The 12,945-nt window shown below is 55.6% G+C and carries 15 protein-coding genes; 3 read left to right on the top strand and 12 right to left on the bottom strand.

Annotated elements, in window-relative coordinates:
- Nucleotides 1–22: 22 nt before the first annotated feature.
- The 9 genes from asd to ACX5K5_RS11680 form a co-directional block, all read right to left on the bottom strand.
- Nucleotides 23–1,105: an aspartate-semialdehyde dehydrogenase gene (asd, locus tag ACX5K5_RS11720; RefSeq protein ID WP_459175440.1), complete on the bottom strand. Its 1,083-nt coding sequence runs from the start codon at nt 1,103–1,105 to the stop codon at nt 23–25.
- 148 nt (nt 1,106–1,253) lie between these two features.
- Entirely contained in the window at nt 1,254–1,481 is a 228-nt protein-coding gene (locus ACX5K5_RS11715; protein ID WP_096256935.1) for an NF038396 family protein, read from the bottom strand.
- A gap of 5 nt (nt 1,482–1,486) precedes the next feature.
- Nucleotides 1,487–2,035 carry a dihydrofolate reductase gene (locus tag ACX5K5_RS11710; protein ID WP_096256934.1) on the bottom strand — a complete coding sequence of 183 codons (549 nt, stop codon included), beginning with the start codon at nt 2,033–2,035 and terminating at the stop codon, nt 1,487–1,489.
- A complete protein-coding gene (locus ACX5K5_RS11705; protein ID WP_188684975.1) occupies nt 2,032–2,847 on the bottom strand; it encodes a thymidylate synthase in 816 nt (271 codons plus the stop codon). Before ACX5K5_RS11705 ends, ACX5K5_RS11710 begins: the two co-directional genes overlap by 4 nt.
- 64 nt (nt 2,848–2,911) lie before the next feature.
- Complete coding sequence (locus ACX5K5_RS11700) at nt 2,912–3,241, bottom strand: GNAT family N-acetyltransferase (protein ID WP_188684973.1); 330 nt, start codon at nt 3,239–3,241, stop codon at nt 2,912–2,914.
- An 81-nt stretch (nt 3,242–3,322) separates the two neighbouring features.
- Complete coding sequence (locus tag ACX5K5_RS11695; RefSeq protein WP_096256931.1) at nt 3,323–4,324, bottom strand: NUDIX hydrolase; 1,002 nt, start codon at nt 4,322–4,324, stop codon at nt 3,323–3,325.
- On the bottom strand, nt 4,324–6,540 hold the full coding sequence (locus ACX5K5_RS11690) for an RNA degradosome polyphosphate kinase (RefSeq protein ID WP_459174428.1): 2,217 nt from the start codon (nt 6,538–6,540) through the stop codon (nt 4,324–4,326). The genes ACX5K5_RS11695 and ACX5K5_RS11690 overlap by 1 nt, the downstream gene beginning before the upstream one ends.
- A gap of 85 nt (nt 6,541–6,625) precedes the next feature.
- A complete protein-coding gene (gene mshD / locus ACX5K5_RS11685; protein WP_346059053.1) occupies nt 6,626–7,585 on the bottom strand; it encodes a mycothiol synthase in 960 nt (319 codons plus the stop codon).
- Between the two features lie 50 nt (nt 7,586–7,635).
- Nucleotides 7,636–8,292: a winged helix-turn-helix transcriptional regulator gene (locus ACX5K5_RS11680; RefSeq protein ID WP_188684970.1), complete on the bottom strand. Its 657-nt coding sequence runs from the start codon at nt 8,290–8,292 to the stop codon at nt 7,636–7,638.
- 128 nt (nt 8,293–8,420) lie between these two features.
- Here ACX5K5_RS11680 and ACX5K5_RS11675 point away from each other — a divergent pair, with 128 nt between their 5' ends.
- The 3 genes from ACX5K5_RS11675 (at nt 8,421) to ygfZ (ending at nt 11,114) form a co-directional block, all read left to right on the top strand.
- The gene (locus tag ACX5K5_RS11675) at nt 8,421–9,155 is read left to right on the top strand and encodes a hypothetical protein (protein ID WP_459174427.1); all 735 of its coding nucleotides are present in this window, start codon (nt 8,421–8,423) and stop codon (nt 9,153–9,155) included.
- 256 nt (nt 9,156–9,411) lie between these two features.
- The gene (locus tag ACX5K5_RS11670; RefSeq protein WP_346059050.1) at nt 9,412–10,026 is read left to right on the top strand and encodes a heme-binding beta-barrel domain-containing protein; all 615 of its coding nucleotides are present in this window, start codon (nt 9,412–9,414) and stop codon (nt 10,024–10,026) included.
- 2 nt (nt 10,027–10,028) lie between these two features.
- Nucleotides 10,029–11,114, top strand: a complete 1,086-nt coding sequence (gene ygfZ / locus ACX5K5_RS11665) for a CAF17-like 4Fe-4S cluster assembly/insertion protein YgfZ (RefSeq protein WP_188684964.1) — start codon at nt 10,029–10,031, stop codon at nt 11,112–11,114.
- Nucleotides 11,115–11,185: 71 nt separating this feature from the next.
- Here the strand turns inward: ygfZ and ACX5K5_RS11660 are convergent, their stop codons facing one another.
- The 3 genes from ACX5K5_RS11660 to ACX5K5_RS11650 form a co-directional block, all read right to left on the bottom strand.
- The gene (locus tag ACX5K5_RS11660; RefSeq protein ID WP_096256924.1) at nt 11,186–12,214 is read right to left on the bottom strand and encodes an ATP-dependent 6-phosphofructokinase; all 1,029 of its coding nucleotides are present in this window, start codon (nt 12,212–12,214) and stop codon (nt 11,186–11,188) included.
- Between the two features lie 221 nt (nt 12,215–12,435).
- Nucleotides 12,436–12,678 carry a PspC domain-containing protein gene (locus ACX5K5_RS11655; RefSeq protein WP_096256923.1) on the bottom strand — a complete coding sequence of 81 codons (243 nt, stop codon included), beginning with the start codon at nt 12,676–12,678 and terminating at the stop codon, nt 12,436–12,438.
- Between the two features lie 14 nt (nt 12,679–12,692).
- Complete coding sequence (locus ACX5K5_RS11650; RefSeq protein ID WP_096256922.1) at nt 12,693–12,935, bottom strand: hypothetical protein; 243 nt, start codon at nt 12,933–12,935, stop codon at nt 12,693–12,695.
- Nucleotides 12,936–12,945: the final 10 nt, after the last annotated feature.

Below are 12,945 nucleotides of genomic sequence, written 5' to 3'. Positions count from 1 at the left end.
CGAAGGGGCTAAATGTTTGTCTTTACAGGCGACCTTGAGCGATGGCCAGCATGCGGCGCAACGGCTCTGCGGCGCCCCAGAGCAGCTGGTCACCGACGGTGAACGCGGAGATGTACTTAGGTCCCATTTCCAGCTTGCGAATACGGCCCACCGGGATATCCAAGGTGCCCGAGGCAGCGACCGGGGTCAGCCTATCCATGGTGGCTTCCTTTTCATTTGGCACCACCTTGGCCCACTCATTGTCCTCGTCGAGCAGCGATTCGATCTCCGAGACCGTGAGGTCATCCTTCAGCTTGATGGTCAACGCTTGCGAGTGTGAACGCATCGCGCCGATACGCACGCACAGGCCATCAACAATGATGTGATGATCCCCGGAGGTCTGCAAGATTTTGTTCGTCTCGGCTCCGGCCTTCCACTCTTCGCGGGACTGGCCGTTGCCTAGGTCCGCATCGATCCATGGGATCAGCGAGCCACCTAGCGGTACCCCAAACTGGCTGGCGTCCAGTCCACCGCGCTGAGCTTCGAGCACCTTGCGGTCAATGTCCAAGATGGCGGAGGCTGGATCAGCTAGTTCGGCGGAGACCGCCGAATTGATGTCCCCAAACTGGGTCAGCAGCTCGCGCATATGGCGTGCGCCGCCACCGGAAGCTGCCTGGTAGGTCATGGAAGTGCTCCACTCAACCAGGTTGTTCTTGAACAGCCCACCCAAACCCATAAGCATGCATGAGACGGTGCAGTTGCCGCCGACAAAGTCTTTAACGCCTGCGACCAACGACTGGTCGATGACATTTCGGTTCACCGGATCCAATACGATGACCGAGTCTTCGTTCATACGCAAGGTTGAGGCTGCATCGATCCACAGGCCATCCCAACCGGACTTACGCAGCTCGCTGTGCACCTTAGCGGTGTAATCTCCGCCCTGTGCGGTGACGATAATCGGCAGCTTGGCCAAAGTCTTAATATCGTAGGCGTCCTGCAACGGCTCGGCACCCTGCGCAAAGCTAGGGGCTGCGCCGCCGGCATTCGACGTCGAGAAAAAGACCGGGTTCAGTTGCGCAAAATCGCCCTCGTCGAGCATGCGCTGCATCAGCACGGAACCAACCATGCCACGGTAACCAACAAATCCAACAGATGAAGTCATATCTCCATGTTAGGACGCTTCACGGCAACCGGCTCGGTTCGTTACAGCAGTTAAAGCAGAATCACACCCGAGCCCCAGCAGGGTTCGAGTGTGATTTGAGTAAGCAGAAGCTTTACTTCTCCTCTAGCAACAGTTTGCGATTTTTGATCGCCCACATTGCGGCAAAGATAAATAGTTGGGTGGGAACCAACAACAAGATGAGGCCGAAGATCTTAGCGCCGTCGAGCACCATGAAGAATCCCAGCACCGCTACCACAAGGGCGAGCAACGGGAACAGCATGTATCCGAGGATAAACAGGGCGTCAGAGTGTTGTTTGAGCTCGCTCAAGTATTTTTTCACGTAGGTTAGTCCTTTTCACGGATCCAGGATTCGAAGCGGTATTCGGTTCCGCTTTTTGAACTGTGCCATTGCTCAGCCGGGTCGGCTGAGGACAGGACAAAGTCTTTAGTCAATGTGGGGGCTTTGGTATCCCCGGTGGGATTGAGGTTCAGCCGTGTAATCACGGCGATGTCCAACAAATCCAGGGTGGCGGCGTAGAGCTTGCCTCCGCCGATAATCCAAATTTCTTCGCTGCCTTCGCTTTGTTTAGCAAGAGCTAAGGCTTCGTCTACCGAGCCGACAGGAAGTGCGCCGGCGGTGCGTAGCTGCTCGTGGTCACCGGAGGTCACCACGATATTACTTCGGTTCGGTAGCGGCCGATATTTCTCCGGGAAAGAGTTCCAGGTATTGCGACCCATCACCACCGGATGACCGGCTGTGACTCGTTTAAAATGCGCGAGATCTTCTGGCACATGCCAGGGCATCGTGCCGTCAGCACCAATAATGCCGTTGGCGCCCTGCGCCCAAATGGCACCTATGAGGCTCTGAGATTCTTTGGCGTGGCGTGAACTCATACCGCAACGCTCCCCTTGATCGTTGGGTGATGCTGGTAATCCTTGAGCACAAAGTCTTCGAGCGTGTAGTCAAAAAGCGACTGTGGTTTGGACGCGAATTCCAGCGTTGGGTACGGATACGGATCGCGGCTGAGCTGTTCACGAACCTGGTCCAAATGGTTGGTGTAGATGTGTGTGTCTCCACCGGTCCAGATGAATTCGCCCGGTTCCAAATCAAGCTGTGCGGCGACCATCTTGGTCAGCAGCGCGTAGGAGGCAATATTAAAGGGGACTCCGAGGAACATGTCAGCGCTACGCTGATAAAGCTGGCAGGAGAGTTTTCCATCGGCGACATAAAATTGGAAGAACACGTGGCACGGAGGCAGCGCCATGTGCTTAATTTCCGAGACATTCCATGCCGAAACGATATGACGACGAGATTCCGGATTGCTGCGCAGGGATTCCATGACCTCGGAAATCTGGTCAATGTGCGAACCGTCCGGGGTGGGCCAGCTACGCCATTGCACACCATAAACCGGACCGAGCTCGCCGTCTGCATCGGCCCACTCGTTCCAAATGCGCACGCCTTGATCCTGCAACCACTTCACATTCGATTCGCCACGCAAAAACCACAGCAGTTCCGCGGCGACAGATTTGAAATGCACCCGCTTAGTGGTGATCAGGGGGAAAGATTCGCTCAGATCAAAGCGGAGCTGACGACCAAACACCGAAAGTGTGCCGGTGCCGGTGCGGTCCTCTTTTGCGGTGCCGTTTTCCAGCACGTCACGCAACAGATCTTCGTATGGGGTCTCGATGTTCTGGGAAGTCACCATTACATCGTAGCTGTAGCGCGGAAGCTCGCGCGAGAGCTACAGGCGAAATGTGAGACTTCGCTAGCTATTGTGTGGCAACCATGTCGTGGTATTCCGGGTAGCGGTTCAAATAGTCCTGCACGTAGCTGCACTCCGGAACGATTTTTGCTCCCTCGGCACGTAACTTATCTAGCACCATGGTCACCAGCGCACGAGCGTAACCACGCTTGCCGAATTCCTCATTCACGATCGTGTGTTGCAAGGTCACCAGCTGATCTTCGCGCTGATAACCAATAAAACCGATGAAGGTCGAACCATGCCAAAGGCTGTAGCGCTGGCGACTCTCGTCATGATCCAGACGCAACCCTTGATGCACAATCTTCTGAACCGGCTGCTCTGGCTGATGAGCGGACATGGCATTAGCCTCCTTGGACGTGACTTCTCTCACCTCTAGTCATAGTCTCTTTTAAGGGTAGATGCAACGCGTGTCCAGCGGTTAGTCGTGATAAGGCGCGTGGATCTCCACCGAAACGAACTTATGTTTGGATCCGGGCACCTGATGGGCGACAATAACTCCGCCCGGTTCTAAGAATGGATCACTGCTCGGCAGCACCGCGGCGGCCTTCGCCGGAAGCTTAGAACGCAATACTGCAATGACTAACGGAAGCACCGGGCGATGCATGCACACCACCTGAGAGCGTGTCTTGGCAACGAGCTTCTCAAGGGCGCGGGTGGCCTTCTCTGGTTTTCGATTGGCCGCGTGCTCGGTGATCGCGTTGATGGTTTTCAGTTTGATCTCGTGCAGGGACACGTAGGGGGTCACCGTTTGGACACAACGAATCCAGGGGGAAGAAGCGACATGTGATGGACGCCAAGCTTCGAGCATCCGGGCCACCGCGAGCGCCTGCCGTCTGCCGGTAGCAGCTAACGGACGTTCCCCCTCAGCACGAGTCCATTTGCCGCGCGGCTTCGCTTTGGCATGACGCACGATGATCAGAGGCATGCTTTCTAAACGCTGATGGGCATGTGCCTTGATCAGGTCATCGAGCGGAGCGATATCCGAGGGGTTAGTTAATTGCTCCCGAGCCTGTTCTGCCTGGACCCAGAGCGACTGATCACATTCGCTCCCGTCGGGTTGCTCAATGATTCCAGCACCAACCTGTGCCGCCCAATAGTAGACAACCTTCGTTTTGTTTTTGACCGTGTATGCGGTGGCCGCTAGCGGCAGTCCTAGGGTGATATTCAGCCCGACTTCCTCGCGGACCTCCCGAATCGCGCATTCGGGGATTGATTCTCCGGCGTCAAGCTTGCCCTTGGGCCAAGACCAATCGTCATAGCGCGGACGATGGATGAGCAACACCTGCAATTGTCCATGTTCAATTCGCCAAGGGATGGCGCCGGCCGCAATTACCTCAAATTCGCCGAGTCGGATCTCTTCGGCATCGCTGGAACGTTGCAGTGAACAAAGCACCAAGCGGGAGTCTGGAGTACTGGTCACTAGTTGTGCAGCCCGCTCATTCGACGTCGGGCATGTTCTTCCATGAGCCAAAATTGGATATCCGTCAGCGGGTTTCCATCGGCATCACGATGATGTCGGGTCCAGGCCCCGTCGGGTCCCAAATGCCAGCTCATGGTGGAGTCATCCATATAACGCTTCATCAGTCCCGTCATGGTATCGATGTCTTCCTGATCGCGGAGTGAAACCAATGCTTCCACTCGACGATCCAGGTTTCGATGCATCATGTCGGCGCTGCCGATATAGACCAAGGGGTCTCCGGAATTAGCAAAGACGAATACTCGGCTGTGTTCCAAGAATCTGCCGAGGATCGAACGAACCTCGATGTTCTCGCTCAAGCCTGGAAGACCTGGGCGCAACGCACAAATACCGCGCACGATCACATTGACCTTAACCCCGGCCTGGCTGGCTCGGTACAGCGCGTCAATAATGGCTTCATCAACCATCGAGTTGACCTTGATGTAGACCGAGGCATCTTTCCCGTCGGCGGCGCTGCTGATTTCTTTTTCAATCAATTCAAGTAGCCCGGTACGTACGGTGCGTGGGGCCACAAGCAACCGGTGATAGGTGGAGCGCGGGGCGTAACCCGAGAGCTGATTGAAGAGTCTTGAAACGTCTTCGCCTACGGCTTCATCACAGGTCAGTAAGCCGAAGTCCTCGTAATAGCGGGCCGTGCGTGGGTGGTAGTTACCGGTGCCGATATGGCAGTAGCGACGTAGCTTGTCGCCTTCCTTACGAACCACCAAGGAAAGCTTGGAATGAGTTTTTAGGCCCACAATCCCGTAGACCACGTGCACGCCGGCTTGCTCCAGTTTGCGGGCCCAACTGATATTTGCCTGCTCATCAAAGCGGGCCTTAATTTCCACCAGGGCCAGGACCTGTTTGCCAGCCTCCGCAGCGTCAATCAATGCGTCAACAATGGGGGAGTCTCCACTGGTGCGGTACAGGGTCTGCTTGATCGCCATGACCTTAGGATCAGCGGCTGCTTGCTCCAAGAAGGCCTGCACCGAGGTGGAGAAGGAATCGTAGGGGTGGTGCAACAGAATGTCGCGCCGGCGGACCGCACCAAAAACGTTGGCGGCCTTCGCGGTTTCCGATTCGTTGAGGAATCGGGAGGTATGGCCAACATGCTTGGTGTAGTGCAGTTCGGTCCGGTCCAAGGATGCGATAACACCGAGCCCACGTAAGTCCAGTGGAGCGGGAAGTCTGAAGACCTCGTCGTCTTCGATATTTAGTTCGCGCACCAACAGTTCGAGGATCTGCGGATTAACATCATCGACGACTTCCAAACGAACCGGTGGGCCAAAGCGGCGGCGCAACAGTTCCTTCTCCAAAGCCTGGAGAAGATTTTCTGCATCGTCTTCTTCAACCTCTAGGTCCTCGTTACGGGTCACCCGGAAGAAATGATGCTCCACGATTTCCATACCTGGGAACAACAGATCCAAGTGCACCGCGATGAGTGCTTCAAGCGGGATGAAGCGTGCGGTGCGTTGGGAGGAGTGAGCGGCTTTGACACCATCGATGCCTACTAGCCTGGCAATGGTGTCCGGCACCTTCAGACGGGCAAACAGTTCCTTGCCGGTCAGTGGATTGCGCACTACCACTGCAAGGTTCAGCGATAGCCCCGAGATGTACGGGAACGGGTGGGCAGGATCCACGGCGAGCGGGGTGAGTACCGGGAACACCTGGGAGACGAACCATGCGGAGAGTGTTTCGCGTTCGGTATCGCCTAGCTCGTCCCAACGAGTAATGCGAATGCCTTCTTCGGCTAATGCCGGACGTACCTGGTCGGCAAAAACCATCGCATGGCGGGTCTGCAGTTCATGAGCTGAATTGAGCAGCAGTTCAAGCTGGTCTACCGGGTTCATGCTGTTGGCTGCGGGAACTGCCATGCCTGTGGCAATACGGCGTTTGAGCCCGGCCACACGCACCATGAAAAATTCGTCCAGATTTGAACCGAAGATTGAGAGAAAATTGACTCGTTCAAGCAGCGGCAGGCTGGCGTCTTCGGCGAGTTCTAGGACTCGCGCGTTGAAGTGCAACCAAGATAGTTCGCGGTCCAAGAAGCGTTCATTGTTAAAATCACCCTCGGGGTGCCGCACGGGCGATTTTATCGCCGGCTCAATGCGGTCCTCATTCATCTTGGATGCTGGCACATCACGAAGTTGTGATGCCGGCTGTTTCGGGGTGGTAGTCATCTACTTAACTCGCTTCTTTCTGCAAGTGGAAACCTCATTGCACCTCAACGCACCGTTCAAAAACTGGTTTATCGCTGGGGCACTATTATTCTATCGGCTGTGGGCCGTACATGATGTCGGTGTCCCAAAGTGTGAAGCCCAATGACCGGTACAGGTTTACCGCAGGCTCATTATCTGCGTCTACGTACAGCAGTACCGAGCCAACGCCGAGCTCCAGCAGGTAGTTCACACCCATAGCCGTCAAGATTCGGCCCAGACCCAAGCCTTGTGCCTCGGGAATCACACCGACGACATATACCTCGCCCATCGGGCGAACCTCGTCGGCTGTTGCTGGATGGATCTTGGTCCAGTGGTAGGCGACCAACTGTTCTTCTGCATCAAAAGCCAAGAAGAAGCCCGTAGGGTCAAACCAGTCCTCGGCCATGCGTGAATCTAGATCCGTCAAGGTCAGCGAGCCCTGTTCCGGGTGATGCGCGAAGGAGGCGCTATTTGCTGCCAACCAGGCAGGCTCGTCCTCGCCCACGCGGAAGGTACGCACCGTGCTGCGTTGTTTGAGTTCGGGAACTTCTAAAGCTTCGGAATCATCACGACGTAACTTGTAAAGCTCGCGCACGGTGGCAAGGCCGATGCCGGCTGCTAACTTTTTAGCTGCTGGATGTCCACCATGAGCCCAAGCCTGAATGCTGCTCAATTCAAGGTCTTCGCCTAGGCGTTCAAGCAACGCTGAACCAATTCCTTGCTCGCGGTGTTCTGGATGCACCACAAGTTCTACCACCCAGCTATTTGACGTGGTGTCACGTACCGCGACAAGCACGCCGACCAAGGCAGTTTCCCCTGGTTCTAGCTGGAGTTCTGCGCGCAGGCTGAGTACCGATTCGGCGGAATCTTCCGTGGCTAGAGCCACCAGAGTCTGGTCGCTGAGCGGGGGATTCCCATCGGATTCTTGCGCCCTGGTGGCAAGTTTGCGAACGTCGGAAAGGTCGCGTTCTTCCAGTTCACCTTGCGTTTTTTGGATGGACAAAGTTGTCTGTGGCAGTTCGCTCATACCTTCACCTTAGCCCGATGATCCGCGCGTGGACTAGTAGCGGAACAAACTTAAACTTCGCTGTGGAAGCGGTAGCCGACATTTCGCACGGTGCCAATCAATTGTTCGTGATCGGTACCAAGCTTTGCGCGTAAACGACGCACGTGAACGTCCACGGTTCGAGTGCCTCCGTAGTAGTCGTAGCCCCACACCTCGTGTAGTAGCTGTTCACGGGTGAATACTCGGCCAGGAAATTGCCAGAGATATTTGAGCAGCTCAAATTCTTTGTACGTCAGATCCAGTATGCGGCGATCGATTCGAGCGGTGTAACTAAGCTCATCGATGGTTAATCCGGAAGTGTTCTTCGGAGCAACGGTTTCGGGTTGCGCCGAAAGGATCAGCCTGAGACGCGTTTCGAGTTCTCCGGGTGCCGCGGTGGGCATGATGAAATCCGAAACGTTCCATCCTGCGTTCAACACTCCAAGGCCACCCTCGCCAATGACCAAAAGCAGTGGCAGGTTGGCTGTAGAGTGTATGGTTTGCGCCAAGGTTCGGGACGCGACTAGGTCGGTGCGAGCATCAAGAATGACCGCTTCGCTCTCACCTAGTTGACTTAGAGCCTCGGAGTTTGCAGGCAGGCAACGAACTTCGTGAAGCAGTAGTTCTAACGCCGGAAGTACCTGAGCGCCGGTGTCTGCATTATTGCTCAGGAGCAGTAGGTGCGCCATGACGGACTTCCTCCTGCCAAATAGTTACAAAAATTTAGTTTTTACGTGTCACAGTATAAGGAAAGAACCATTCAAAGCGTGCATGTGGACATGCAAGTGCCCCGACTATTACCGATGGGAAATTTGGTTTGCGAATCAAGGTACTGATCAGTGGGCTGCTGGCGGCCGCCCTATTGCTTGGAGCTGCCGCTTGGAGTTCGGTGAACTTTGCAATGGCAGTTGTCGCCGTAGTGGTGCAACTAATTTTTGCCTACGCTTGGCCTCGTATGACACGTTCGGAGACTCCGTGGACCCTGAGCGTGATCCTCTCGATCTGTGCGTTAGCGTCCACCGCGGCGACCCTTTTTATGCCGGGAGCCACGCAAACTTCACATAGCGTGGAGGTCATTGCCGCCGGCGTGCTATTAATTTTCATTACGCAAGTATTGCGTGGTGCTTCCTCCGAGGGACGACTAGCCGGTGTGGTCTCTGGAGTGACCGGTTTGGCCATTGTGACCCAAGGTTCCGGGTGGGCTGCGATTGGGCTTACCGACGGGGCCTTTGGAACCACGCTGACCACGTTGTTGGCGCTGCTCGGTGCCGGAGCTATCGCGATTACCCGCTGGCCTGACCGCATCACCTTTATCCTTGCACCGCTTATTGGTGGCGCCCTTGGTGCGCTAGCTAGCGCGTTGACCTTTGGCCCGGACTGGGCTCCGGCGCTTTGCATCGGAATTCTTTCAGGACTGCTGGTCGGTAGCTTGCGCGCGTTGGCTTTGTCCTCGCGCAGTGTGCGCACTATCTCAGGAGTACTCGCGCTAGCCTGTGGAATCTTGCTGCTGGCCGGGGCACTGAGCTGGTATGCGATGGCCCTGTTGAACTAATTGAAGAAATGTGATGCCTGCTTCGTCACGAGTGTCGGAAATGGCAAGGCGCTCGGGCTAAGATGTAGGCATGAATGAAAATTACCTTGCACTCGAAATTTTCTTCCTCGCCTTGCTGACCGTTGCAGGTCTGGGCATGGCCGGATTCGCTGGACTTGTTGTAAAGCGTCTTTTCAAGGGGCAGAAGTAGAAATAGCGCACACAAAAATGTGTGCGCTATTTTCATTTAACGAGGCTTTAAGGAGCAGCTAGTTTAATGGCTTTTGATATTCCCACGGATCTCACGCCGGAACTCGTCCCCTTTGCTTGGCTTATTGGTAGCTGGGAAGGGACCGGGCGCCTCGGTGAAGGGGAAGAGTCGGATCCGCACTTCTGGCAACATGTCGCCTTCCGCGACGTTGGCGCACCATATTTGGAATACCGTAGCGAAGCGTGGCTGACTGATGTCGATGGCACCAAGCTACGCATCCTGTCCGTGGAAAACGGCTTTTGGGCGTTAGAACGCCAACAGCAAGATGCCGACGCCGGTCCAGGAATGACACCCGGAGATATCTTCCCGGCACTACGTTCGGCAGATGATGTGCAGAAATTGCACACCAAAGAGGGATTTAAGATCCAAGCGCATATTGTGCAGCCTGGCGGAATCTCGGAACTTTATTACGGGCTCATTGATGGCCCGCGTATCCAGCTGGCTACCGAAGCGCTACTGCGTAGCAAAAATGCTAAGCAGTATGCCTCGTCCACCCGAATGTATGGACTCGTTAACGGAAACCTGTTCTGGCGGTGGGATGTTTCCTTAGGCAACAACGACCTCAAGGCACATGCCTCGGCCGCCCTCAAGCGCGTCACTGCAGAAGCGATGGAATCCTAAAGATGAGCGAAAATTCGTACCGATCGGTACTCCTAGACCGACAGTCAGCGATTGCAGGTACCGGTGCAGACGCCGGTGTGGCATCCCACTACGGTGCACCCACCCGCGAAGCCCGTGACCTCTTTGCGGGCAAGGCCATTGCTGATCTAAGCCACCTGGATGTGTTGGAGCTACGCGGTGAGGATCGCCAAAGCTGGTTGAACACGCTCAGCAGCCAATCGATCACCAACCTGAAGCCCGGAGAATCTAGCCAGGCGCTGCTGCTCTCGGTGCAGGGACGTATTGAGCATGAGATGAAGGTGCTCATTGACACCGATCGGGTACTGCTCATTACCGAGCTTGGCCGTGCCGAGCCACTGCGTGAATTCCTTAATTCAATGCGATTCATGTTGCGTGTAGAGATTACGAATCTCTCCGAAACCCACGGTGTACTCGGTGCAGTGCGCGAGATTCCCACCTGTAATGACCTGGTGTGGCGTAACCCTTGGCCACAGGTCAATGCTGGTGGCTGGGCCTACTCACGCGAGGACCACCCCGGTCTGGAGCGCCCTTGGTTCTTGCATATTGTTGAACTTGATCGACTGGCTCAGGCCGTTGGCGAGGAACAGCTTGCCGGAACAATGGCTGTGGAGTCTCTTCGCATCGCGGCGTGGGAACCACGCTTTGGCTTTGAAAATGATGACAAAACCATTCCGCACGAGCTGGATTGGTTGCGTACCGCGGTACACCTAGACAAGGGTTGTTACAAGGGTCAAGAGACCGTTGCCCGGGTGCACAATATTGGACACCCGCCACGTCGTCTGGTCTTTTTGCACCTAGATGGTTCGATGCATACTCTTCCAGCCGAGGGCTCGGAGATTAAGCTTGGCGAACGCACCGTTGGAAAGTTGACCTCGACGAGCCTGCACTTCGAAGCGGGTCCGATTGCCTTGGGTGTCATCAAGCGCAATGTTGATCCCGAAGCGGTGTTGACCGTGGTGGATGGCGAAAGTAATTATCCGGCCTCACAAGAAGTTATTGTGGCCCCGGACGCCGGACAAACCGCTGGCCGGTTCACCGGGTTCTTGCGTACCCCACCGAGCAAGTAACACACCACGCATCAAAAATGGTCGTGTCCTTCCGGAATCCGGAAGCACACGACCATTTCTTTTAACGTGTTTTAGCCGAAGAGCACACGCGCCTCTTCATAACGATCTGTAGGTACACGTTTGAGGTTATTCAACGCCGCTCGCAGTGGCACCCGGTTTACCTTGGTGCCATGAATAGCCACCATGGTGCCCCATGCCGAGTCCGCCACCGAATCTACAGCTGCCATACCGAGACGCGTGGCTAACACCCGGTCGAAGGCGGTGGGGACGCCACCGCGCTGGATATGTCCCAGTACCGTGGCGCGAGTTTCTAATCCGGTCTGCTCTTCGATAAGTGGGGCGAGCATTTCACCGATGCCGCCCAGCCGTGCCCGGCCGAAACTATCCACCCCGCGCACGGAGAACGCTTCATCAAGACCTTCGGGAACAAAGCCCTCGGAGACAACAACGAGCGGGGCGCGTCCACGCTCATGTGCTTCGCGGACCCACTGGTAGATCTCCTCCATGGTCGTGGAAACCTCGGGGATCAGGATTGCGTGAGCGCCGGAGGCCATGCCAGCGTGCAGGGCAATCCAGCCCACGTGCCGTCCCATCACTTCGGCGATCATGCACCGGTGATGTGAATCGCCGGTGGTGCGCAACCTGTCGATTGCTTCAACGGCAATCTGGTTGGCGGTATCAAAACCGAAAGTGTAGTCGGTGGCATCAAGATCATTGTCGATAGTTTTGGGCACACCCACCACCGGCAAACCGGCCTCGCATAGGCGCTGTGCGCCGGCCAGAGTTCCTTCGCCACCGATGGCAATCAGTGCATCGATTTGGTGCTCTTTGAGCATTGCCGCGATATTTTCCGCCCCGCCATTTTCACCTTCAAAAGCGTTGGTGCGTGAGGTTCCCAGAATGGTTCCGCCTTGTTTGGCGATACCGCGTACTGCGGTGCGTGGCAGCTCGAAGTAGTCTGCGTCTTTGACCCCGCGCCAGCCATCGCGGAAGCCAACAAATTCATAGTCGTAACTTTTGATGCCGTTGAGCACGGCTCCACGAATCACTGCGTTGAGACCCGGGCAGTCGCCACCCGAGGTCATGATTCCAATGCGCATTAACCCTCACTTAGTAAGCAGGGAAGACCTCGAATATTCGGTGAACCTAAGAAATATTATGTGCATTAGGCGCCGGATATCCGCGGAAAACCCTTCGGACGTCTTTCGATTCCGCGCGCCATTGAGCATCGAGTTGTGTTCGATTCTACGTGTTTAAAACCACAAGAGCGAGTTGCCTCCACTACTAATGGAAAGCAACCCGCTCTATGGGGAAGAGATGATTAGAACTTGCGGAGCATCTTCTGCAACACAATGCTGTCGTCCTGCGCCGGGATGAGCAGCCACGCCACGATGTAGGCGCCAATACCAATGACCGGTAGGAGGAAGGAAAGCAGCATGCCAATGCGTACCAAGGTGACATCCCAACCGAATTTTTCGGAAATGCCGCCGGCGATCCCGGCGACCATGCGGGCTGGACCGCGGCGTAGTGGCATTGAACGGATCTGGTTAAAGAAGGTATCCATGATTTCTCCTGAAGTTATTTGTTGTTGCTAGAAAAGTTGTCGTTGTTCTTGAGTTTAGCTTTGCGTGCCGACGCAATACCCGAAAAAATCATGGCTACACCGGCCAGTGCTACGAGGCTGATGAAGAATAAGGGAGTGTCGAACTGCCAGTTAAAGACGGTCTGGCTGAGCGAGGCAAGCGCAATGACGATCAGGATCAGACCGAAAACCAGCGTGCCGGCAGGGAACTTTGATTCGCTCTGTGGTGAGGTGTTCATGGTGTCTGCT

The organism is Glutamicibacter bergerei (assembly GCF_054495185.1).
This window is presented reverse-complemented; position numbering and strand designations above follow the sequence as displayed.

Coding starts and splice junctions, on each gene's coding strand:
- asd (WP_459175440.1), bottom strand. CDS start 1,105: ATGGTTGGTTCCGTGCTGATGCAGCGCATGCTCGACGAGGGCGATTTT.
- ACX5K5_RS11710 (WP_096256934.1), bottom strand. CDS start 2,035: ATGAGTTCACGCCACGCCAAAGAATCTCAGAGCCTCATAGGTGCCATT.
- ACX5K5_RS11705 (WP_188684975.1), bottom strand. CDS start 2,847: ATGGTGACTTCCCAGAACATCGAGACCCCATACGAAGATCTGTTGCGT.
- ACX5K5_RS11700 (WP_188684973.1), bottom strand. CDS start 3,241: ATGTCCGCTCATCAGCCAGAGCAGCCGGTTCAGAAGATTGTGCATCAA.
- ACX5K5_RS11690 (WP_459174428.1), bottom strand. CDS start 6,540: ATGACTACCACCCCGAAACAGCCGGCATCACAACTTCGTGATGTGCCA.
- mshD (WP_346059053.1), bottom strand. CDS start 7,585: ATGAGCGAACTGCCACAGACAACTTTGTCCATCCAAAAAACGCAAGGT.
- ACX5K5_RS11680 (WP_188684970.1), bottom strand. CDS start 8,292: ATGGCGCACCTACTGCTCCTGAGCAATAATGCAGACACCGGCGCTCAG.
- ACX5K5_RS11670 (WP_346059050.1), top strand. CDS start 9,412: ATGGCTTTTGATATTCCCACGGATCTCACGCCGGAACTCGTCCCCTTT.
- ygfZ (WP_188684964.1), top strand. CDS start 10,029: ATGAGCGAAAATTCGTACCGATCGGTACTCCTAGACCGACAGTCAGCG.
- ACX5K5_RS11660 (WP_096256924.1), bottom strand. CDS start 12,214: ATGCGCATTGGAATCATGACCTCGGGTGGCGACTGCCCGGGTCTCAAC.
- ACX5K5_RS11655 (WP_096256923.1), bottom strand. CDS start 12,678: ATGGATACCTTCTTTAACCAGATCCGTTCAATGCCACTACGCCGCGGT.
- ACX5K5_RS11650 (WP_096256922.1), bottom strand. CDS start 12,935: ATGAACACCTCACCACAGAGCGAATCAAAGTTCCCTGCCGGCACGCTG.